This window comes from Cobetia sp. QF-1, assembly GCF_002213105.1.
GTDB lineage: Bacteria > Pseudomonadota > Gammaproteobacteria > Pseudomonadales > Halomonadaceae > Cobetia > Cobetia crustatorum.
Genome location: NZ_NBVS01000003.1, coordinates 383,555 through 402,360, shown reverse-complemented (window position 1 = coordinate 402,360; position 18,806 = coordinate 383,555). Strand labels below are relative to the sequence as shown.

The following is an 18,806-nucleotide window of genomic DNA, read 5'->3' as shown; positions in this document are numbered from 1 at the left end:
CGCCCATTCATCTTGCCTGAATCCTTTCATCCGCCTTGTTCGGAGTCTTTCGATGTCTGTTGCCGCTTATCGCAACGCCTGCATGGCGTTGTTATTGCCCTTGTTGACAATGTCTCTGCTGAGTGTGAGTCAGCCGGCGGCTGCGCACCCTCATGGCTGGGTCGATTTACGCGTCACCTTGCGTCTCGATGACCAAGGGCGAGCAGTCGCACTGCGTCAGTACTGGTTGCTTGATCCCTTCTATAGCCTGACGTTGCGTCAGGAGCTGGCGGCGCTTGAGGACGACAGCAGCATGGAGCAGCGTCTCGATGCCCTGGGCAACGAGATTCTCGCCAATCTCTCGCAATTTGAGTATTACACCCATGTCACTCTGGATGACGCACCGGTCGCGTTGGGTAAGGCGAAGAACCAGACCACCTGGCTCAAGGGCGAGCGGGTCGCCTTCCAGATGGAGTTGCCGCTGGCCAAGCCGGTCCCCATGGCAGGGCATACGCTCAGCTATCGTATCTACGACCCCACTTATTACATCGAGATTCTGCACGACCCGGATGCCATTGCCGTCAAAGAGGGATTGGTCGTCAGTGGGCTGGAATCGCAGACCTCGCCATTGAGCTGCACGCCGGGTATCAAGCCCGCGGACCCTGACCCCGAAAAGGTCGCCGAGGCATCGATGCTGGACATCAATGCCACGGCACCGATGGATCTGGGTCAATACTTCGCCGAAATCGGCAGCGTGCGCTGTGAGGCCGCTCAATGAGTCGTGAGCAAGAAGATTCCAGTGGACTGCAGGATGTCAAAAGTCTCAAGGGCATGCGCGACAGCCTCATGAAGCCTGCCTCTGCTCGTGGCCGTCAATGGGCGGGCGTCCTGGCCATCGGGTGTGGTCTGGTCGTACTGGGCATGCTGGTATGGCCGAGTCTGGTGCAGGGCTGGGGGGAGGCACTGGGGTGGATCTTTGCCGAGCAATCTCGCTTCCAGCGCGCGCTTGGCCGCGCCATGAGTGAGCTGGCTGCCCACCCGGGCACGCCCTGGGCATTGATCGGCCTCTCCTTCACCTATGGTGTGCTGCATGCCGCGGGTCCAGGGCATGGCAAGGTCGTCATCAGTACGTTGCTGGCCAGTCAGACGGTGGCTCGCCGTCGCGCGCTATGGCTATCGTTGTTGGCGGCATTGTTGCAGGGCGTCAGCGCGTTGGTGCTGGTCGGGCTGGGAGCTGGTTTGCTCGATTGGGCGGGACGTGAGGTGCTCGGGCAGGTCGAGAAGGTCACGTTGCTCAGCCATGTCGGCGTATTGCTGCTGGGGCTATTGCTGATTCTGCGTGCTGCACGAGGATTATGGCGAGCCGCTCGGATATCTGTGCAGGGAGCAGCGCATGGCCACGACCATTTGAATGAATACTCACAGGACCATTCACACGAACACTCACATCACCACTCGCACGACCACGACCATGATCACGACTGCGGTTGTGGGCATGCGCATGGCGTGACGGCAGAGCAGGCCAGCGGTGACTGGCGCACCATGGGAATGGCGGTGCTGGCTATCGGTCTGCGACCGTGTTCCGGCGCGATTCTGGTGCTCTTGGCAGCGCTGGCACTGGGCATGGTCGGCAGTGGAGTGCTGGCAGTGCTGGCGATGTCACTGGGTACGGCGCTCACGGTGGGCAGCGTCGCGATGGCAACGCTACTCATGAAGGCCAGCGGACGGCTGGTAGCGGCTGGCGCACGCCTGGGCAAAGAGGGCAGTAACCGCCGTGCTTCCGTGCGTCACTGGCCTTGGGCGGCGCTGATCGGGTTGGTCGGCGGCATCATCATCAGCGTATTTGGCGCCTTGCTGGTGGCCAGCAGTCTCAAGGCCATGGAGTCGCCGACCGGCCGTGGTGCCTCACCGTTTGGGCGTCCGGCCCCGAGTGCATCGGCTCCCAGTGCCCCGCAGTCACTCGCCCCTGGCGCTGTGCCAGAGGCGCGCTCGCCATTCTCGGAAGAGACTCCGCCACGGTCACCAAGCCAGTGATGCTGCAGTGATGGTAGAGGAAGGCGGTACTCTCACCAACAGACACGGGGCTCATATGGGCCCCGTGTCTGTTGGCTAGCAGCAAGAAATGGCCAGTGGCTAGAATGAGTAGCTGGGTAGCTCGGCAATCTTCATGCGTAGCGTGTCGATCAGCACGGTGAGTGTTTCGCTTTCGTAAGTCTCGGCACGGCCCACACCCCACACGGGCCCAGGCCAGGTGGCGTCGTCGCTATTGCGGGCAATCACGTGCACATGCAGTTGCGACACGACATTACCCAGCGTGCCGATGTTGAGCTTTTCGCTGCCACTGACCAGCATCAACAACTCGCCCAGCAAGGTAGTTTCATGCCACAGCTGATGTTGTGAGGAGTTGTCGAGCTCATAAACCTCACGGATATTGGCGCGTCGCGGCACCAGAATCAGCCACGGATAGCGGGCATCGTCCATCAGACGCACGCTACACAAGGCGAGATCGGCCACGAAGTGGGTGTCAGCCTCAAGCTGCGTGTGCAGGTGAAAATCGCTCATCATCTCTCCTTGCAAGCATGATAAATGCGCCAGTATGGCGAACGGCAGGCGGTGTGCCCGAATGACCCCAGTGTGACCAGATCGGCAGAATCCTGCCACTTTGATGATTCCCTTCCGTCGGCTCAGCGCTGACGCAATGCCCCCATCGCCACATACCGCACTTGCCCATGACTTGCTAGTCTTCAATCGAGACGGAGCACACGCCTCGCAGCGTTCGACAGTCATTGCCGCAGCGCCATCTCGCAGTTGTCGCCATTGTTGCTGTCGTGAGTGACCACGCGATTCCGATACCTCAGAAGACTTGCTCAGTCTGGTGCCCGCCTCCGTCCTGTATTCCAAGAACGATTTCGCACCATAACTTCCAACAATAAATGCTAAACCTGCGTCCCGGCAGGTTCGCCAAGGAGTCATTCCATGCAAAAGCGCCAGTTCCTCAAGGCCGGTCTCGGTCTCGCCATCGCAGCCTCTCTTGGTCTCAGTGCCGTGGCTCAAGCGGAAGGCCAGTACATCATGGGTACTGCCACGACCGGCGGTACTTTCTATCCAGTCGGGGTGGCACTGTCCACGTTGATCAAGGTCAAGCTTGAGCCGACCGCTGGCATTTCCGTGTCCGCGATCTCGTCTGCCGGCTCCGGCGAGAACCTCAAGCTGATGGAAGAAGATCAGGCTCAGTTCGGCATCATTCAGGGCCTTTACGGCGCCTGGGCATGGAATGGCACTCCGCCAGTCAACAAGGCCCACAAGCATCTGCGCAGCATCTCGATGCTATGGCAGAACGTCGAGCACTTCGTGGTGCGTAACGACGAGGCCAAGTCCGGCACGATCGATGACATGACCAACTTCTATGGCAAGAGCTTCTCCATCGGCAAGAAAAACTCCGGTACCGAGGGTTCTGGCCGCTTCATTCTCGATCAGCTGGGAATCGATGCCGACAAGATGAATCTGGCCTACATGGGCTATGGCCCGAGCGCCGATGCCATGCAGAACGGCAACATCGATGGCATGAACATCCCCGCGGGTGCACCGGCCTCTGCCGTGACGCGCGCTTATGCCAATCTTGGTGATGAAATTACCACGCTGGACTTCACTACTGAGCAGCTGGCCAAGGTCAACTCTCAGTTCGAGCTGTGGACACCTTACGAAATAGCTGCCGACACCTATCCGGGCCAGACCAAGGCAATCAACACCATTGCCCAGCCGAATATCCTGGTGGTGCGTGATGATGTCTCTGAAGAAGATGTTTATCAGATCACCAAAACGATGTACGAGAATCTGCCATTCCTGAACAACATCCACCCGGCCACCAAGGCCATGGCCATCGACAAGGCCATCGCGGGTCTGCCGCTGCCGCTGCACCCGGGGGCTGTACGTTACTTCAAGGAGCAGGGCATCGAGATTCCGGAACGTCTGATCGCCGAATAAGTCTCGCGTAACGTCTGTTTTATCTTCAAGGCCTGCCTTCATCGTCTGTTCTTGGAATTTGCGATGGAGGCTGAGCAGTGACCCTTCGAATTCCGGCAAGTGGCGTCATGCATTGATGGCAATACGTCACTTGCCTCGCATAAGTGCTTTCCAATAAATCATTGCCGGCCTGAGGCCAGAGCAATGCATTCGAGTCTGATGCCCAGGCTCAAGCATCAGCATCTAGACCCGCTCTACCTTCGCAAGCCTGTGCGTACGTCGTTGTATCGATACTTACGCCTTCGCTGCCTGACCCTGTCCCGAGGCACCGCCATGCATGATTCTCGCTCGCCAGAGCCTTCCCACCCTTCTGACACCACGTCCGACACACCGGATCTCTCCGATGTGCGTGACGAATCCGCTGAAGCCGCCCCGTGGCGTATGGATTTGCCCTGGTTAGGGCGTGCCGTCTTCGTACTCTCCATCGTCATCTGCTTCGCACACCTGTATTTCAATACGCTCTCGACCCTGTCGGAACTATGGGTGAGTGCGCTGCACTTCGGCCTGTTTGGTCTGCTGTGCGCATTGACCATCCCGATGATCACGCCGGCCAGTGACGGTGCCAAGCGCTGGGTACTGGGTGTGGATATCATGCTCGGGCTGGCGGCATTGGGGTGTGGGCTGTATCTGATCGGCTTTGAAGATGCGCTCTATGATCGCGGTGTAGTGTTCTCCACTGCGGATTGGGTGGTCTCCATTGCTGCAGTGGGGCTGATTCTTGAGTTTGCGCGCCGTACCACGGGATGGTTCATTCCGGTGCTGTGCCTGATCGCGCTGACCTACGTGGCGTGGTGGGGCAAGTATGTCGGTGGCGTGTTCAACTTCCCGGGCCTGACCTGGGAAACGGTGCTGTTCAGAAGCTTCATCGGCGGCGAAGGGATGCTGGGCTCGATTGCGCGCATCTCCTGGTCCTACGTATTCATGTTCATTCTGTTCGGTGCCTTCCTCGTCAAATCAGGAGCGGGCGACTTCATCATTGATCTGGCGCGCTGTGCTGCTGGCCGCTTCAAGGGTGGGCCGGGCTTTGTGGCCGTGTTCGCCTCCGGCCTGATGGGGTCGGTGTCTGGCTCCAGTGTGGCCAATACCGTTTCCACTGGCGTGATCACGATCCCGCTGATGCGGCGTGCTGGCTTCCCTGCACGCTTTGCGGCGGGGGTAGAGGCTGCGGCCTCGACCGGTGGCCAGTTGATGCCGCCGGTAATGGGCGCAGGTGCCTTCATCATGGCGTCCTACACTCAAGTGCCATACCTGACTATCGTTGGTGTGGCTGCACTGCCGGCACTGCTCTACTTCCTGTCAGTCGCCATGTTCGTGCGTATCGAAGCCAAGCGCTCCGATGCGACGGCGCTGGATGACCCGCAGGGCCCGCGTCTCAAGGACGTGCTCAAGGATGGCTGGCACTATCTGGCACCGCTGATCGTATTGGTCGGTGCGCTGATCTACGGCTTCACGCCGACCTATGCCGCTGGTATCGCGATTCTCTCCGTCATCGCCGCGTCGTGGTTGTCGAAGAATCCGATGAAGCTTGGGGATATTGTGGAAGCCATGCTGTCGGGGGTGCGCAACATGACCACCACGGCGATTCTATTGATCACGGTCGGACTGATCGTCAATGTCGTTTCAACCACTGGTATCGGCAACACCTTCTCATTGATGATCACTGATTGGGCAGGTGGTAGCCTGTTGATTACCATCGCGCTGGTCGCGCTAGCCTCGCTGATTCTAGGTATGGGTCTGCCGGTAACGGCCTCGTACATCGTACTGGGCACCTTGTCTGCACCGGCACTCTATAATCTGATTGCTCACTCTCAGCTGGTGGATTTGCTGGCGGCGGGGAATCTGCCGGAGCAGGCCAAGGCCATCTTCATGCTGGCAGCCCCTGACAAGCTGGATCTGTTGGGCGCACCGATGAGCATGGATGCTGCCCGCGAGCTGTTGGCACTGGTGCCGGATACCTTCCAGAGCCAGCTGTATGAGCAGGCGTTGTCGCCGCATGCGCTGACCATGGCGCTGGTGAGTGCCCACATGATCATCTTCTGGCTGTCGCAGGATTCCAACGTAACGCCGCCGGTATGTTTGACCGCCTTCGCTGCTGCCGCCATTGCCGGGACGCCACCGATGAAGACGGGGCTGACCGCCTGGAAGATCGCCAAGGGGCTGTATATCGTGCCGCTGTTGTTCGCCTGGAGCCCGCTGATTTCAGGAGACATCGGTGAGATGCTGACGGTCTTCGTGTTCGCGCTGTTCGGTATCTACGCTATCGTGGCGGGCATGGAAGGCTATCTTGAGCACGAGCTACCGTGGTGGCTGCGTCTGGCCATGTTCCCGCTGGGTGCGCTGATGCTGTGGCCGCATGGCATGCTGGCAGTGGATCTGGGCGGATTGGCCGTCTTTCTGCTGGTGCTGACGTATAGTGTTCGCCAGAGCAGTCGTCAGGAAGCGTTAGCGCACTGATCAAGCGCAAATGGCAATGATCGATACGGTATGAACGATGCCCGGCATCACTTTCCCCTCGTTGGGGCAGTGGGCCGGGCATCGTGCGCTCGGCGTACCATTGGCAAGTTTTCATCTCACGTTTGGACAAGGAAGGTCTGCATGACGTCTGGAGTTGCAGAGCTGGCGGCTGGGTTGGATGTCGGCAGTGTGTTGGCATTGATCGCGCTAGGCGGTGTGGCCGGTTTCATCAATGTGCTATCGGCGGGCGGCTCGATGCTGACGCTGCCGCTGTTGATGTTCCTGGGGCTGCCACCGGGGCAGGCCAACGCCACCAATCGGGTCGCGATCGTACTGCAAAGTGCCACGGCAACCAGCACCTTCTTGCGTGCTGGTGCGCATAATATGGGCGTGGCCTGGCGGCTGGCATTGCCGGCAGTGGTAGGGGCCATGCTGGGGGCCTGGATGGCGACGCGCATCAGTGCCGAGGCCTTTGAGAGTGTACTGATCGTGGTGATGGTGGTGTGCTCGGTATTGATGCTATTGCCGACCCCGACACTCGATACTCGCGAACTGACAAAAGAACGCATCACACCGACGGTGCTGGTGGCGATGTTTGGCATCGGCATCTATGGTGGCTTCATTCAGGTAGGCGTCGGAGTGCTGTTCATCGTGGTGCTTTATCGACTGCTGCGAATTGACCTGACACAGGTGAATGTCTTCAAGGTCTTTATCGTATTGATGTACACCTTGCCGGCACTGGCAGTATTCGTGTTTGACGGACAGGTAAGGTGGGCCTTCGGGCTGGTGTTGGCGATCGGTAACATGAGCGGCGCCTTCCTTGGCGCACGGGTCAACATGAGCCCGGCAGGTGCACGCTGGGTCAAATGGCTAACGGTCGTCGTGATCTTCATCATCGTGCTGCGGCTGTTGCTCACCTGATCCGCGCCGCCTACTGACCTTGTGCGCGAGTCGGAGTAAGCTCGCAGTATTTGTACGTTCAGCACTCCCACGACATGTCGGTAGTAGCACGCAAATAACAGTTTATGACGACGCCTTCAGTGATGACGGCGTCCCTATTTTTCATTTTTCAGGAGTTTTCACTCATGCAAGCCATGGTCATTGAGCAGTACGGTGGTCCTGAGGTGTTTGTCGAGCGCGAGCTGGATACCCCCGCTCCGGGGCGTGGGCAGGTGCGCATCAAGGTCGTGGCCTCCAGCATCAATCCTATCGAGACCAAGCTGCGCAGCGGGCTGGTCAAGTCGCACCCGGACTTCCCCGCTATCCTTAATGGCGATGTGGCTGGCGTGATCGATGCGATAGGCGATGGTGTGAGCGACTTCTCGGTCGGTGATGAGGTGTTGGGCTGCGCCGGCGGCGTGAAAGGCTGGCAAGGTGCGCTGGCTGATTTCATGATTGCCGATACGCGTGTGATCGTGAAGCGTCCGAGCCTTGCCGCATTGACGCTTGAGGAGTGCGCAGCATTGCCACTCGTCTTCCTGACGGCATGGACGGCATTGGTTTCGCGCGGCCAGATCAAGGAAGGCGAACACGTACTGATTCACGCGGGTACTGGCGGTGTGGGTCATGTAGCGATCCAGATTGCCAAGTATCTGGGCGCGAAGGTCGCCACCACGGTTTCCAGTGATGAAAAGGCCGAGCTGGCGGGCCAGCTCGGCGCCGATGAAGTGATCAACTATCGCGAAGAAGCCGTCAGCGAGTATGTCGCGCGCCTGACCTCAGGTCGTGGTTTTGATCTGGTTTTCGATACGGTGGGTGGTGATAATCTTGATCGCTCCATCGAGGCAACCGCGACGTCTGGCCGCTTATGCTCCATCAATACGCGTTCGACGCATGACCTGACCCAGCTGCATGCCAAGAATCTGTCGTTGCATGTCATCTTCCGTTCCGTACCGCTGCTGACGGGTATTGGCATGGACGACCAGCCTGAGCTTCTCAACGCTCTGAGCGAGATGCTGGAAGCTGGCGCAGTGCGTCCGCTGCTCGATGAGCATCAGTTCAGCTTCCGTGATGTCGCCAAGGCACATGCACTGATAGAGTCTGGCGATGCTCTGGGCAAGATTCTGCTGGTGAATCGCTGAGGTCTGGCACCTTTGGGCCATCAGGCTGTCATAACAGCGTTGAACATTGATCAGGAACTAGCATGATGCGCGTGACTCGCTTGATGATTGCTGCCTTTCTGGTGGCGAGTGTGGCCTTGGCGGGCTGCAATACAGTGTCCGGCTTCGGCAAGGATCTCGAGCATCTGGGTGGCAAGATTGATAACGCTGCCAGCTGAGTCCAGTACCATGTCTCGACACATCTGTTGAACAGAGGAAGACCCATGCGACGATTCATGATGATGACCGGTTCCGCGCTTCTGCTTAGCCTTTTTCTGGGTGGCTGCAATACCGTGGAAGGCTTCGGGGAAGATCTTGAACATCTGGGTGGCTCGATCGAAGACTCCGCCAGTTGATGAGTCTGGGCCTGAAGCAAGACGATGAAAGCATTCTGATGATGCCGAGTGGGATATCTCCTTCGAGATGAATAAAACATGAATTAGACCCCTTGAAAGCCAACGGCTTGACCCAAGGTATCTATCACTGACACGCGCTATGGTGTGTCGAGAAATAGCATTCATGAGATTCATCACGACAGGGCATTGGTGGCGAATATCGCCCTCGATGCTCACGCAAAGGAGCATGGCCATGACTCGCACCATCGCACTTATTTTCGCGTCTTTCTTCACTCTGGCAGCGTTGTCTGGCTGCAACACCGTTGATGGCGCTGGGCAGGATGTCGAGCGAGCCGGTGAAGCGGTTCAGGACGCTGCCCAATAACGACAGCTGCGTTACCGCATCATCCAAGTTGGCCGCTAGGCACGCTAGGGTGAGGCTACGATGAAAACGCTCAGCTATTTAGCTGGGCGTTTTTGTGTCTGAATACCCATTCGCCCCATCTGCTCTGCAATGAAAGGTCGTTCCTCATGGATCATCGTCAGCTAAGCTTTCTGGTCGCCCTGGCCAGTGAGCGCCATTTCGGACGGGCTGCGCGGGTTTGCCATGTCACGCAGCCGACGCTGTCGGCACGGCTCAAGCAGCTTGAGGAAGAGCTGGGGACGGCACTGATCATTCGCGGACATCGCTTCGAGAGCTTCACGCCGGAAGGGGAACGGGTACTGACACATGCGCGCCGTATCTTGGCCGAGCTGGATGAGCTCAAGGGAGACCTGGCGCCAGATGCCGTGCTGACCGGGCGACTGACGTTGGGCGTGGTGCCGTCGGCGCTCGCTGCGGTGGGTGATTTCTTGCCACGCCTGCGCGAGACTCACCCTCAGCTGTCGCTGCGTCTACGCGAGCTATCGACCTCATCACTGGCGCAGGGACTGGAGGATGGAGAGCTGGACCTTGCCGTAGGCTATCCTGCCGCGCCTGCGATGAGTGGCTTCGCCTGCCGCCCTCTGTATCAGGAGCATTCGGCACTGATTGCCAGTCGAGAGCACTTCAGCCTGCCATCTGCGCCCGAATGGGGCTGTCTGCGCGACTATCCGCTGGTATTGCTGACCCCGGAGATGCAACAGCGGCGTCGACTCAATCAGCAGTTTGAGCGATTGGGCCTGAGCCCGTCGCCATTGCTGGAGGCCAATTCGATTGCGGCGCTAGGCGTGATGCTGGAGGCTGGATTAGGCGTCAGCATACTGGCGGAAGGATTGGCTGATTCACGACTGGGCAAGAATCTGGTAGCGCAGCGGTTGCCAGGAGAAGGCGAGACGGTAGGGCTCTTGTGGCGTGCCGGTCAGCAGCGCAGTCGGCGTCTGTCGGCTGTGCTTGAATTGCTGCGCTAACCGTTGGCTGTCACCAGACATCGGGCCACAATGAAAATCACCCCATGAAGTTGGGGTGATTTGTTTGGATAAGCGTTCAGTGCCGCCCGATATTGTCTGGTGTCATATGGTATGACAAGCGGCGCTTCAGACCTTCTTGTTGCCCTTTTGCGCAGCAAGGCGTGCAGCATCACGTTGCTGTTGTTTCGTTTCACGGCGGGCCTGCATCTGAGCGACGGCATCCATCCCCAGATGCGCTTCGCCGCGCTCGCGTGCTAGCTGAATCTGGTTCTCGCGCTCAGCGAAGCGTTTCTTCTGCGCGTCACTCTGTGTGTGATAACAGCGCGGACAGCTGACACCTTTCTGATATAGCTCGCTTTGCTGATCCTCAGCGGTGATTGGCAGACGACAGGCGTGGCATTGGTCGTACTGGCCGGGGCGCAATTGATGATCAACAGTGACGCGCTCATCGAAGACGAAACACTCGCCCTGCCACAGGGTGTCTTCTTCCGGCACGTCTTCCAGGTATTTCAGGATGCCGCCCTTGAGGTGATAGACCTCATCGAAGCCCTGTTCCTTGAGGTAGGCCGTCGATTTCTCGCAGCGAATACCCCCGGTGCAGAACATCGCTACCTTACGGTGCTTCTGCGGGTCCAGCTCACGCGAGACATACTCGGGAAAGTCGCGGAAAGCGGTGGTATTCGGGTTGATGGCACCAGCGAATGTCCCCACTTCCACTTCGTAGTCGTTACGCGTATCGATCAACAGCACTTCCGGGTCGGAGATCAGTGCGTTCCAGTCCTTCGGCTCGACATAGGTACCGACGGTGTGGCGCGGGTCGATCCCCTCGACACCCATGGTCACGATCTCGCGCTTGAGCTTGACCTTGGCACGCAGGAAGGGCGCCTGCTCGGCGAGTGACTGCTTGGTGTCGAGCTCCGCCAATCGTGGGTCGGAAGTCAGCCAGGTGAGCAGGGCATCGATGCCAGCGCGTGAACCGGAAACCGTGCCGTTGATGCCTTCGCGTGCCAACAGCAGGGTGCCGCGGATGTTGTGTTCATCCATGACAGCCAAAAGCGGGTCGCGTAGTGCCTCGAAGTCCTCCAGCGCAACGAACTTGTATAGCGCACAGACCACGTGGGCCGGTGCCAGCGGGCTGGGCCGCGCGGCAGCGGGTGCTGGAGAAGAGCTAACAGTAGTGTCGATCATGCGAATGCTGTCCTCGTGCGGGCCGAATCGTAAATCCGGAGCAAGATGATGAATGTCTGGCGACGCATTTTACGCAACTTGCACGGGAATTTCCTGCGCGCGATCACATGTGCGTTCAACCGCGCCTCTTGGCAGCTTCTCGACACTGCTCTTGGCGTCGTTTTCGGTACTGTTATCGATAAATCTAAGATGCGCTATCTGCATGTCACCTTCATTGGTGTCGTCTATCAAGTGGCGGTCAAGCTCAATTGGTCGCAGTTGATGCATGAGGTTAGGATATGCCTCATTAGTGTGGCGTGTGACTGACGTATTCCACAGTAAAGCGTTTCGCTACGGAGTACTTTAATGAGTGATTCACTCTATCAAAAAGCGATGAGCGGCCTTGTGAGCGCGGCTCAGCCGCCGCAAGCGAGCTATCAGGATGCTCGTGATATACCGCTGCGTGAGCTGGAAGGCCCTGCAGAATTGCCGGTGAGTCTGGCGCTCAATGACACGCCGATGGGAACGCTATTGGCCAGCCCTGAAGCGCTGGAGCCGCTCGCGCTTGGCCATGCCTTTACGGCCGGCTGGATCACGCGTCGCGACGATGTAACGGCGATTCGACTGTCGCGCTTGCGCCATGGCCTCGCCGTTCGTCTGGAGGTCAGTGAATCACTGGCACGCTCTGCCGAGCGGCATCAGCGGCGCGAGAGCTCCGTCTCCAGTTGCGGCGCGTGCGGCGTTCAGGATGAAGCTGAACTGATGGCAGGCCTGACGCGTTTACCGCCACGTGCGGCACTATCACCGGCTGCGCTGATGCGAGGTCTCGATAGACTGGAGCGTGCATCACGCCGTGGCATGCATCTGGCGCTTGGCCTAGCCGCCGACGGCGCGCTGACGGCGCAGGGTGCCGATATCGGCCGCCATAACGCGTTGGACCGCGTGATTGGCATGAGTCTCGATAGCGGTGTCTGGCCAGAAGCGTTGCTGGTGTCCAGTCGCTGCAGTCTGGAACTGGTGCAGAAGACCATTCGTGCGCACATCCCCACTCTGGTGACACTGGCGGTGCCGTCGCGTCTCGCGGTAGAAACCGCACGCGCCTGTGATCTTAATCTGGTCTGCGCGCATCGTGGCCAACGGCTGGAGCTATTGAGCGGTCATGCAGGTGGCCATCCCCTCGTCCAAGGAGCTTGCCAGCCGCGCTGACGGATTCTCTGCGTGTTTCACCGCTACCTCACTTACTCCCAGTGGACATTGAAATGACTGAATCTTCCGCCCCCGAAATCGTTGCGCCTGTCAGTGTGTCGGCGAACCTGCCGCGTGAGGATGCGCAGCAGACACGCCATCCTCAAATCGTACCTTATGGCGGCCCGGCGGGTGGCTGGGGAGCGCTCAAAAGCGTGGGACGACACGTCACTCACTCGAGGGCGCCGTGGAAGAGTGTGCGCTCATTGCTCAAGGCCAATCAGGACAAGGGATTCGATTGTCCTGGCTGTGCGTGGGGCGACCCGGAGCATGGCTCGTCATTTGAATTCTGTGAGAACGGTGCCAAGGCCGTCGCCTGGGAAGTGACCGCCAAGCGTGTGACGCAGCGCTTCTTTGCTCAGCATACCGTCAGTGAGTTGCTGGGCTGGGATGACTTCATGCTGGAAGATCAGGGCCGCCTGACAGAGCCGATGCGTTATGACGCTGCGAGTGATCGCTATCTGCCCATCGGCTGGGAAGAGGCTTTTACACTCATCGCCGAGCACTTGAGTGCGTTGAAATCGCCGGATGAGGCGCTTTTCTATACCTCGGGGCGAGCCAGCAATGAAGCCGCCTACCTATATCAACTGTTCGTGAGACTCTTCGGGACCAATAATTTCCCTGACTGCTCCAACATGTGCCACGAGGCGAGTGGCGTCGGCATGAAGGCCAGTCTCGGCGTCGGCAAGGGCACGGTGTTGCTGGAAGATTTCGAACACGCTGATGCCATCTTCGTGTTCGGTCAGAACCCCGGCACCAATCACCCGCGCATGCTGGGGGATCTGCGGCGTGCCTCGCGGCGTGGTGCGCGTATCGTCAGCTTCAATCCGCTACGTGAACGTGGGCTTGAGCGCTTTGCAGACCCGCAATCACCGCTGGAAATGATTACGCTGTCCAGTCAGACCATCAGCTCGCGTTACTACCAGCCACGCATGGGGGGTGACATGGCCGCGGTACGTGGCATGGCCAAGGCACTGTTTGTGCTGGAACAGCAAGGCGAATTCACGCGTGCACAGGGCTTCATCGAAGCATATACCCTGGGCGTCGAAGCTTGGCAGGCAGCGGTGGAGTCCACCTCGTGGGCGGCTATCGAAGACCAGTCAGGGCTCACGCGTGAGGAGCTGGAAGAAGCGGCCAGACTCTATGCGGGCGCCGGCAATGTCATCTGTACCTGGGCGATGGGGATTACCCAGCACCTGCATGCCGTCGATAGCGTGCGCGAGATCATCAACCTGCTGCTGCTGGGGGGGAATTTCGGGCGCCCAGGGGCTGGCGCCTGTCCGGTAAGAGGTCACTCCAACGTGCAGGGGGATCGTACGATGGGGATCGATGAGAATGCACCGACGGCGCTGATTGATGCGCTGGAAGCGCGCTATGGCGTGACGATGCCGCGTGCCGCCGGCTTCAATACCGTCGAGAGTCTTGCGGCCCTGGAGCAAGGGCGAGTGAAGACTTTCATCGCGCTGGGCGGCAACTTCACGCGTGCGACACCGGATAGCGAGCGCACCGAAGCGGCCATGCGTCAACTCACGCTCAATGTGCAGATCAGCACCAAGCTCAATCGCAGCCATCTGGTGGTGGGCAAGCAGACAGAGGCGCTGATTCTGCCGTGCCTCGGGCGCAGTGAGATTGATCGCTCGGCATCTGTTGCCTCACAGCACATCAGTGTCGAAGATTCGATGTCGATGGTGCACTCAAGCGCTGGCATCAAGGCGCCTGCCAGCGATGCACTGCGCTCTGAACCTGCCATCATTGCGGCCATCGCCCGCGAGACGTTGTCGCGGACATTGCCTGCACGTGGCGTGAGTGACCCGGTCGACTGGGCGGCACTGACGGAAGATTATGACCTGATCCGTGATGAAATTGCCGCTGTCATTCCTGGCTTTGACGACTTCAATGACCGCCTCGCACATAAACGTGGCTTTCATCTCGCGAATCCGGTGCGTGCACTCGAATTCCCGACCGTCAGTGGTCAGGCCGAATTCTCGTACGCTGCATTGCCTGCAGCCGTGATTCACCAGCAACAGTCGCGCCGCGATGGCTGGTTGACCTTGCAGACCATGCGTAGCCATGATCAGTACAATACAACGGTGTATGGCTACAACGACCGCTATCGCGGCGTATCTGGCCAGCGCCGAGTGATCTTCATCAATGCGCAGGACCTGACACGCCTTGGGCTGGCGGACGGCGATTGGGTTGATATGCTGGGCGAGCCGCGCCCGGATGGTCACGAGCGCCGCGCGCCTCAGTTCCGATTGGTGGAGTACGATATTCCCGCCGGCTGTATTGGGGCCTATTATCCGGAAACCAATGTACTGATCGCGCTGGAGAGTCATGGCAGCGACACCGGTACGCCGTCCTCCAAGGCTGTCCCCGTCCGACTGGAACGCAGCGCGCGTATTGCTTGATAGTCTGCAAGCTACCAATATAAGTTTTCGATGATGCAACACTGCCGTGCCGTGAGATGACTCGCGGCACGGCGTTCGTGTGCCTAGAATGTTGCCAGCGCCGCTTGATCATTGCGGGGCGCCAGCCGTCACTGATCACCGCTACCTGACACTACTGCTCAAGAGAGTTATCCATGCAATATCTGCACACCATGCTACGTATCACTGATGTCGATGCTTCACTGCATTTTTTCTGCGAGCTGCTGGGCTTTGAGGAAATTTCGCGCAAGAATTCCGAGAAAGGGCGTTTCACGCTGATTTTCCTTGCTGCCGCGAGTGATGCCAAGCAAGCACGTGAAACACAGGCACCGCTCTTGGAGCTCACGCATAACTGGGATCCTGAGGCATACAGCGGCGGGCGCAACTTCGGTCACCTGGCGTATCGGGTCGATGATATCTACGTGACCTGCCAGCACCTGATGGACAATGGCGTGACCATTCATCGTCCGCCGCGTGACGGCCACATGGCCTTTGTCAAAAGCCCCGACGGCATCTCGCTTGAGTTGCTGCAGAAAGGCGATGCACTGGAGCCGCAGGAGCCGTGGGCTTCCATGACCAATACTGGTAGCTGGTAATTCACCTATGACGAATGTTGACGTGTTGGTAAGCGTCGCATAAAAAGGACGCGTTTGAATAAGGGCTGCTGGCGCATCCCCAATGAGCGCTTATGATGTAGTGAGAATAATAAGTCCCGATGCATAAAAACCTGACATTTCATGTATCGGCTGTCGAAATTCCCCATATTTTCGCTGTGTTGCGTAGATGGCTTTCTGCGCGGATAGTGTTCTGCTGGCAAGGATTGCCTGATGCTGAGTGTCATTCGTGCCTGGTTACGCCATGAACCACGTTTGCTCGCTGTGGAGCACCGTCGTTTCTATCACGGCTATCTATGGATCTACCTGATGCTGTTTGGGCTCTTTGCCCTCTGGCTGCCCTTTTTCAGCATGCTCCAGGAGCCTCGCCTTGCGTTTGTCAGTGGCATCATGGTGCTACTGGCGGTACTCGGCATACTGCTGCATCGCTACCATCAATTGACCCTCGCACTGTCATTGATGCTAAGCGCCCTGACGTTGATGACATGGCTATCGGTCTATTGCTTTGGCCACTCAGCAGGCTATGAATACTACTTCTTCATCGTGATGGCCGGCATTCACCTCGCACCGTTGCCCGGCAAGGTGCGTGTGCTGGCGACACTGGTGTTGTTCATCGCGGCGGTATCAGCACTGTGGGTTTCTCCATTGCATGCCAGTGATGGCTATATCGCCGTCTGGCTGATGCAATCGACCAATCTGTTTGTGGTCTTCTTGCTGATGGTGACCTTCTTGTGGCGGATGCTGGCCCTGACGGAGCATTTCGAGCGTCAGTATCGTCAAGATGCCAGTCGCGATGAGCTGACGGGGCTATTGAATCGACGTCAGGTACTGCGGCAGGCCGAGCGCTGGTGGCGGGATGCAGTACCGTGTTCGGCATTGATGCTGGATGCCGATCACTTCAAGTTGGTCAATGATCGCCACGGCCATGCCGTCGGTGATGAGGTGCTGCGGCACTTGGGACGGCTGCTGAACGCCACGTCACGTCAGGGCGATTGCGTTGGGCGCGTTGGTGGGGAAGAGTTTCTGATACTGCTGCCGCGAAGTGGGCGTGCCGAGGCCGTGTCCATTGCGGGCCGCATGCGTTCATTGCTGGCCAGTTCACCTCCGATGTTTGCAGAGCGGCCCATCCCGATTACAGTCTCGATTGGTGTTGCCGTCAGTCATGAAAGCGACAGTCTTGATGACCTGCTGTTGCTGGCTGACCGACGCCTTTATCACGCCAAGCGTACCGGACGTGATCGTGTCGTCGCAGGTGGAGAGCGTGAAGAAGGCGCCTCGCAAGATAATCTTGCAGAGCCTGGTAGCAAGGAGCATCCCGGCGAAACACCCCAAGCCAATCTCGCCGCACCGTCCAGTCGTCATCACGCACTGGACGGCTTCTCGGGCGGCTCAGTCGCGGGCTGACGTGTCGGGCGCGGCATACAGCGGTTCAGACTTATGCTCAGCTTCAGTGCAACGTAAAGCTCAGGCTTGCGGACGGTACTGGTTGACTCTTGCAAGACACCGCTCCATACGAGAGGCGGCTGTACGCGCAAGTGGTGTGCAGAGCACCCAAGGTAGGGCGATCAGTGCAATGCTGAGCGAGCCCAGATAAACATCACTGAACCAATGCGCGCCCACCATGATGCGCGGAGCACTCAGCAGCACGACAAATGCCAGACTCCATAGCGCTATGCGACGTGGAGCGAAGACGAGCATGAAGCTCGCAAATACCATCAGCATCAGGCCATGGTCTCCGGGGAAACTGTTGGACGCCGAATCTTTGGTCTTGAATGACACCAGTTCGGAGAGGTGCTGCGCATGGGCGAACATCCGCGTCGGACTTGCGTGTTCATAGCTGATGACACGCAAGACGAACAATGAAATCAGTCCAGCGGTCAGTAGCATGGTGATGCCAATGCTCAGCCAGTGACGATAACGATACGGACGCTCATCGGACAACATTGCCCAAGTGAAGAGTGCGGCCATCATCAGAAAGGAACAGGCATCGAAGGCACGCGTATTGAGCAGTCCCAGCAACGTATCCCAGTGCGGATTGAGGGGAGAGATCAACAGGTTGAATCCCCAGAAGATATCGCTGTCCAGTATGGCCCAGAAGTCTAGCGTCGGTACCCACCAGCAGGTCAGTAACACGAGGCCGACGGCGTTCAAGACAAGCAGGCGTCGAAAGTGCATGCCATCATCTCCTTGATAGTGATTTTGCGCGACAAGATGAGGAGGCACAGGCAATGGCGCGAATAGCCTCTCTGATTAGAGGTGAATTCTAGGTTAAGACTCTCTTAAGAAACACTGTTTTGCATCTCTTGCGGTGTGACATAATGTTGCACTCAACGCGCCTTCCGCGACCTGTGGGTGCGCTACGTTATTTTCGAATACCAGCGGAAGAGGCCAGCAAGGGTGGCCGATGGTAATGTTTCTATCATGAGGTCCGCTGCGCACGACTGCCCTCTACCAAGGCCTCCTTGCCTGCCTCGGTATCTGTTTGCCAAGCCCCACGAGGAATTTGTTCATGACTATCCCCGCCCGTCGTTTATTGCCCATGTCTCGAGTGATCGGCACATCTCTGCTGCTCAGCATATCTTTGCTGGGAGGTTGCGCTGCCATGTCCACGGGAAGTGATAGTCGCAGCGGGCTTGCGCCGAGTCAGGTGCCTACAGTGGTCGGTACGCATTGGAGTTTCTCTGCTACCTCTTCGGATGAGGAGGCACCGAATTTCCTGTTGCAACCCCCGACTCAGGAGCAGCGGGCGGATGAAGAGGATGATCGCCTGCGACTGGTGGGCAGCAATGGCTGTAATCGTCTGATGGGGCCTGTCACGTTGGACGAGTCACGTCAGACTCTGGACATTGGCCCGCTGGCCTCGACCATGAAGATGTGTCGCAATGCTGAGCAGTCCAGTGCTTTCAATCGCATGCTGGAAGAGGCGGCCAGCTATCAGGTGAATGGCAGCGGTGATAGTGCCCGCTTGCAGATCATGGATACCTCCGGTCAGTTACTGGCGACCTTCCTGGCGGTTGAGGCGATAGCCGAGTAGGCCACTGTGCTATGTGAGATGGGTGGTTGACTGCCACTGAC

General features: G+C 58.4%; 19 protein-coding genes. 16 read left to right on the top strand and 3 right to left on the bottom strand.

Annotation, left to right across the window (positions count from 1 at the left end):
* Positions 1 to 52 precede the first annotated feature (52 nt).
* On the top strand, positions 53 to 757 hold the full coding sequence (locus CFN46_RS08190) for a DUF1007 family protein (protein ID WP_246116444.1): 705 nt from the start codon (positions 53 to 55) through the stop codon (positions 755 to 757).
* Positions 754 to 2,013 carry a nickel/cobalt transporter gene (locus CFN46_RS08185; protein WP_088743201.1) on the top strand — a complete coding sequence of 420 codons (1,260 nt, stop codon included), beginning with the start codon at positions 754 to 756 and terminating at the stop codon, positions 2,011 to 2,013. The genes CFN46_RS08190 and CFN46_RS08185 overlap by 4 nt, the downstream gene beginning before the upstream one ends.
* 99 nt (positions 2,014 to 2,112) lie before the next feature.
* Here CFN46_RS08185 and CFN46_RS08180 read toward each other — a convergent pair whose 3' ends face one another.
* On the bottom strand, positions 2,113 to 2,541 hold the full coding sequence (locus tag CFN46_RS08180) for an HIT domain-containing protein (protein ID WP_024952963.1): 429 nt from the start codon (positions 2,539 to 2,541) through the stop codon (positions 2,113 to 2,115).
* A 414-nt stretch (positions 2,542 to 2,955) separates the two neighbouring features.
* On the opposite strand from CFN46_RS08180, the gene CFN46_RS08175 reads away from it, so the two are divergent.
* From CFN46_RS08175 to CFN46_RS08140, 8 genes are all read left to right on the top strand, one after another.
* The gene (locus tag CFN46_RS08175; RefSeq protein ID WP_088743200.1) at positions 2,956 to 3,963 is read left to right on the top strand and encodes a TAXI family TRAP transporter solute-binding subunit; all 1,008 of its coding nucleotides are present in this window, start codon (positions 2,956 to 2,958) and stop codon (positions 3,961 to 3,963) included.
* A 420-nt stretch (positions 3,964 to 4,383) separates the two neighbouring features.
* Complete coding sequence (locus CFN46_RS08170) at positions 4,384 to 6,456, top strand: TRAP transporter permease (RefSeq protein ID WP_217897798.1); 2,073 nt, start codon at positions 4,384 to 4,386, stop codon at positions 6,454 to 6,456.
* Between the two features lie 141 nt (positions 6,457 to 6,597).
* Complete coding sequence (locus CFN46_RS08165) at positions 6,598 to 7,377, top strand: TSUP family transporter (protein ID WP_051511051.1); 780 nt, start codon at positions 6,598 to 6,600, stop codon at positions 7,375 to 7,377.
* Between the two features lie 164 nt (positions 7,378 to 7,541).
* The gene (locus tag CFN46_RS08160) at positions 7,542 to 8,537 is read left to right on the top strand and encodes a zinc-dependent alcohol dehydrogenase family protein (RefSeq protein WP_024952960.1); all 996 of its coding nucleotides are present in this window, start codon (positions 7,542 to 7,544) and stop codon (positions 8,535 to 8,537) included.
* A gap of 62 nt (positions 8,538 to 8,599) precedes the next feature.
* Entirely contained in the window at positions 8,600 to 8,734 is a 135-nt protein-coding gene (locus CFN46_RS08155; protein ID WP_084488145.1) for an entericidin A/B family lipoprotein, read from the top strand.
* A gap of 45 nt (positions 8,735 to 8,779) precedes the next feature.
* Positions 8,780 to 8,911, top strand: a complete 132-nt coding sequence (locus CFN46_RS08150) for an entericidin A/B family lipoprotein (protein ID WP_084488144.1) — start codon at positions 8,780 to 8,782, stop codon at positions 8,909 to 8,911.
* Positions 8,912 to 9,143: 232 nt separating this feature from the next.
* On the top strand, positions 9,144 to 9,275 hold the full coding sequence (locus CFN46_RS08145; RefSeq protein ID WP_024952959.1) for an entericidin A/B family lipoprotein: 132 nt from the start codon (positions 9,144 to 9,146) through the stop codon (positions 9,273 to 9,275).
* Positions 9,276 to 9,421: 146 nt separating this feature from the next.
* Entirely contained in the window at positions 9,422 to 10,279 is an 858-nt protein-coding gene (locus CFN46_RS08140; RefSeq protein ID WP_024952958.1) for a LysR family transcriptional regulator, read from the top strand.
* A 126-nt stretch (positions 10,280 to 10,405) separates the two neighbouring features.
* On the opposite strand, the gene CFN46_RS08135 is transcribed toward CFN46_RS08140, so the two are convergent.
* Complete coding sequence (locus CFN46_RS08135; RefSeq protein WP_084488143.1) at positions 10,406 to 11,467, bottom strand: rhodanese-related sulfurtransferase; 1,062 nt, start codon at positions 11,465 to 11,467, stop codon at positions 10,406 to 10,408.
* 45 nt (positions 11,468 to 11,512) lie between these two features.
* On the opposite strand from CFN46_RS08135, the gene CFN46_RS08130 reads away from it, so the two are divergent.
* The 5 genes from CFN46_RS08130 to CFN46_RS08110 all read left to right on the top strand — a co-directional run bounded on the left by CFN46_RS08130 (position 11,513) and on the right by CFN46_RS08110 (position 17,135).
* Complete coding sequence (locus CFN46_RS08130; RefSeq protein ID WP_141103643.1) at positions 11,513 to 11,773, top strand: hypothetical protein; 261 nt, start codon at positions 11,513 to 11,515, stop codon at positions 11,771 to 11,773.
* A 39-nt stretch (positions 11,774 to 11,812) separates the two neighbouring features.
* Positions 11,813 to 12,652 carry a formate dehydrogenase accessory sulfurtransferase FdhD gene (locus tag CFN46_RS08125; protein ID WP_024952955.1) on the top strand — a complete coding sequence of 280 codons (840 nt, stop codon included), beginning with the start codon at positions 11,813 to 11,815 and terminating at the stop codon, positions 12,650 to 12,652.
* Positions 12,653 to 12,705: 53 nt separating this feature from the next.
* On the top strand, positions 12,706 to 15,099 hold the full coding sequence (locus CFN46_RS08120) for an FdhF/YdeP family oxidoreductase (protein ID WP_088743198.1): 2,394 nt from the start codon (positions 12,706 to 12,708) through the stop codon (positions 15,097 to 15,099).
* Positions 15,100 to 15,272: 173 nt separating this feature from the next.
* Complete coding sequence (locus CFN46_RS08115) at positions 15,273 to 15,713, top strand: VOC family protein (protein ID WP_088743197.1); 441 nt, start codon at positions 15,273 to 15,275, stop codon at positions 15,711 to 15,713.
* A gap of 231 nt (positions 15,714 to 15,944) precedes the next feature.
* On the top strand, positions 15,945 to 17,135 hold the full coding sequence (locus tag CFN46_RS08110; protein ID WP_024952952.1) for a GGDEF domain-containing protein: 1,191 nt from the start codon (positions 15,945 to 15,947) through the stop codon (positions 17,133 to 17,135).
* A gap of 60 nt (positions 17,136 to 17,195) precedes the next feature.
* On the opposite strand, the gene CFN46_RS08105 is transcribed toward CFN46_RS08110, so the two are convergent.
* Complete coding sequence (locus tag CFN46_RS08105; RefSeq protein ID WP_088743196.1) at positions 17,196 to 17,906, bottom strand: phosphatase PAP2 family protein; 711 nt, start codon at positions 17,904 to 17,906, stop codon at positions 17,196 to 17,198.
* 334 nt (positions 17,907 to 18,240) lie between these two features.
* Here CFN46_RS08105 and CFN46_RS08100 point away from each other — a divergent pair, with 334 nt between their 5' ends.
* The gene (locus CFN46_RS08100) at positions 18,241 to 18,765 is read left to right on the top strand and encodes an META domain-containing protein (protein WP_024952950.1); all 525 of its coding nucleotides are present in this window, start codon (positions 18,241 to 18,243) and stop codon (positions 18,763 to 18,765) included.
* Positions 18,766 to 18,806: the final 41 nt, after the last annotated feature.

Excerpts from the sequence above, each read along its gene's own strand:
- CFN46_RS08165 (WP_051511051.1), top strand. The coding sequence starts at position 6,598 with ATGACGTCTGGAGTTGCAGAGCTGGCGGCTGGGTTGGATGTCGGCAGT.
- CFN46_RS08115 (WP_088743197.1), top strand. The coding sequence starts at position 15,273 with ATGCAATATCTGCACACCATGCTACGTATCACTGATGTCGATGCTTCA.
- CFN46_RS08150 (WP_084488144.1), top strand. The coding sequence starts at position 8,780 with ATGCGACGATTCATGATGATGACCGGTTCCGCGCTTCTGCTTAGCCTT.
- CFN46_RS08185 (WP_088743201.1), top strand. The coding sequence starts at position 754 with ATGAGTCGTGAGCAAGAAGATTCCAGTGGACTGCAGGATGTCAAAAGT.
- CFN46_RS08180 (WP_024952963.1), bottom strand. The coding sequence starts at position 2,541 with ATGAGCGATTTTCACCTGCACACGCAGCTTGAGGCTGACACCCACTTC.
- CFN46_RS08160 (WP_024952960.1), top strand. The coding sequence starts at position 7,542 with ATGCAAGCCATGGTCATTGAGCAGTACGGTGGTCCTGAGGTGTTTGTC.
- CFN46_RS08105 (WP_088743196.1), bottom strand. The coding sequence starts at position 17,906 with ATGCACTTTCGACGCCTGCTTGTCTTGAACGCCGTCGGCCTCGTGTTA.
- CFN46_RS08130 (WP_141103643.1), top strand. The coding sequence starts at position 11,513 with ATGATGAATGTCTGGCGACGCATTTTACGCAACTTGCACGGGAATTTC.
- CFN46_RS08100 (WP_024952950.1), top strand. The coding sequence starts at position 18,241 with ATGACTATCCCCGCCCGTCGTTTATTGCCCATGTCTCGAGTGATCGGC.
- CFN46_RS08190 (WP_246116444.1), top strand. The coding sequence starts at position 53 with ATGTCTGTTGCCGCTTATCGCAACGCCTGCATGGCGTTGTTATTGCCC.
- CFN46_RS08145 (WP_024952959.1), top strand. The coding sequence starts at position 9,144 with ATGACTCGCACCATCGCACTTATTTTCGCGTCTTTCTTCACTCTGGCA.
- CFN46_RS08170 (WP_217897798.1), top strand. The coding sequence starts at position 4,384 with ATGGATTTGCCCTGGTTAGGGCGTGCCGTCTTCGTACTCTCCATCGTC.
- CFN46_RS08110 (WP_024952952.1), top strand. The coding sequence starts at position 15,945 with ATGCTGAGTGTCATTCGTGCCTGGTTACGCCATGAACCACGTTTGCTC.
- CFN46_RS08155 (WP_084488145.1), top strand. The coding sequence starts at position 8,600 with ATGATGCGCGTGACTCGCTTGATGATTGCTGCCTTTCTGGTGGCGAGT.
- CFN46_RS08175 (WP_088743200.1), top strand. The coding sequence starts at position 2,956 with ATGCAAAAGCGCCAGTTCCTCAAGGCCGGTCTCGGTCTCGCCATCGCA.
- CFN46_RS08125 (WP_024952955.1), top strand. The coding sequence starts at position 11,813 with ATGAGTGATTCACTCTATCAAAAAGCGATGAGCGGCCTTGTGAGCGCG.
- CFN46_RS08140 (WP_024952958.1), top strand. The coding sequence starts at position 9,422 with ATGGATCATCGTCAGCTAAGCTTTCTGGTCGCCCTGGCCAGTGAGCGC.
- CFN46_RS08135 (WP_084488143.1), bottom strand. The coding sequence starts at position 11,467 with ATGATCGACACTACTGTTAGCTCTTCTCCAGCACCCGCTGCCGCGCGG.
- CFN46_RS08120 (WP_088743198.1), top strand. The coding sequence starts at position 12,706 with ATGACTGAATCTTCCGCCCCCGAAATCGTTGCGCCTGTCAGTGTGTCG.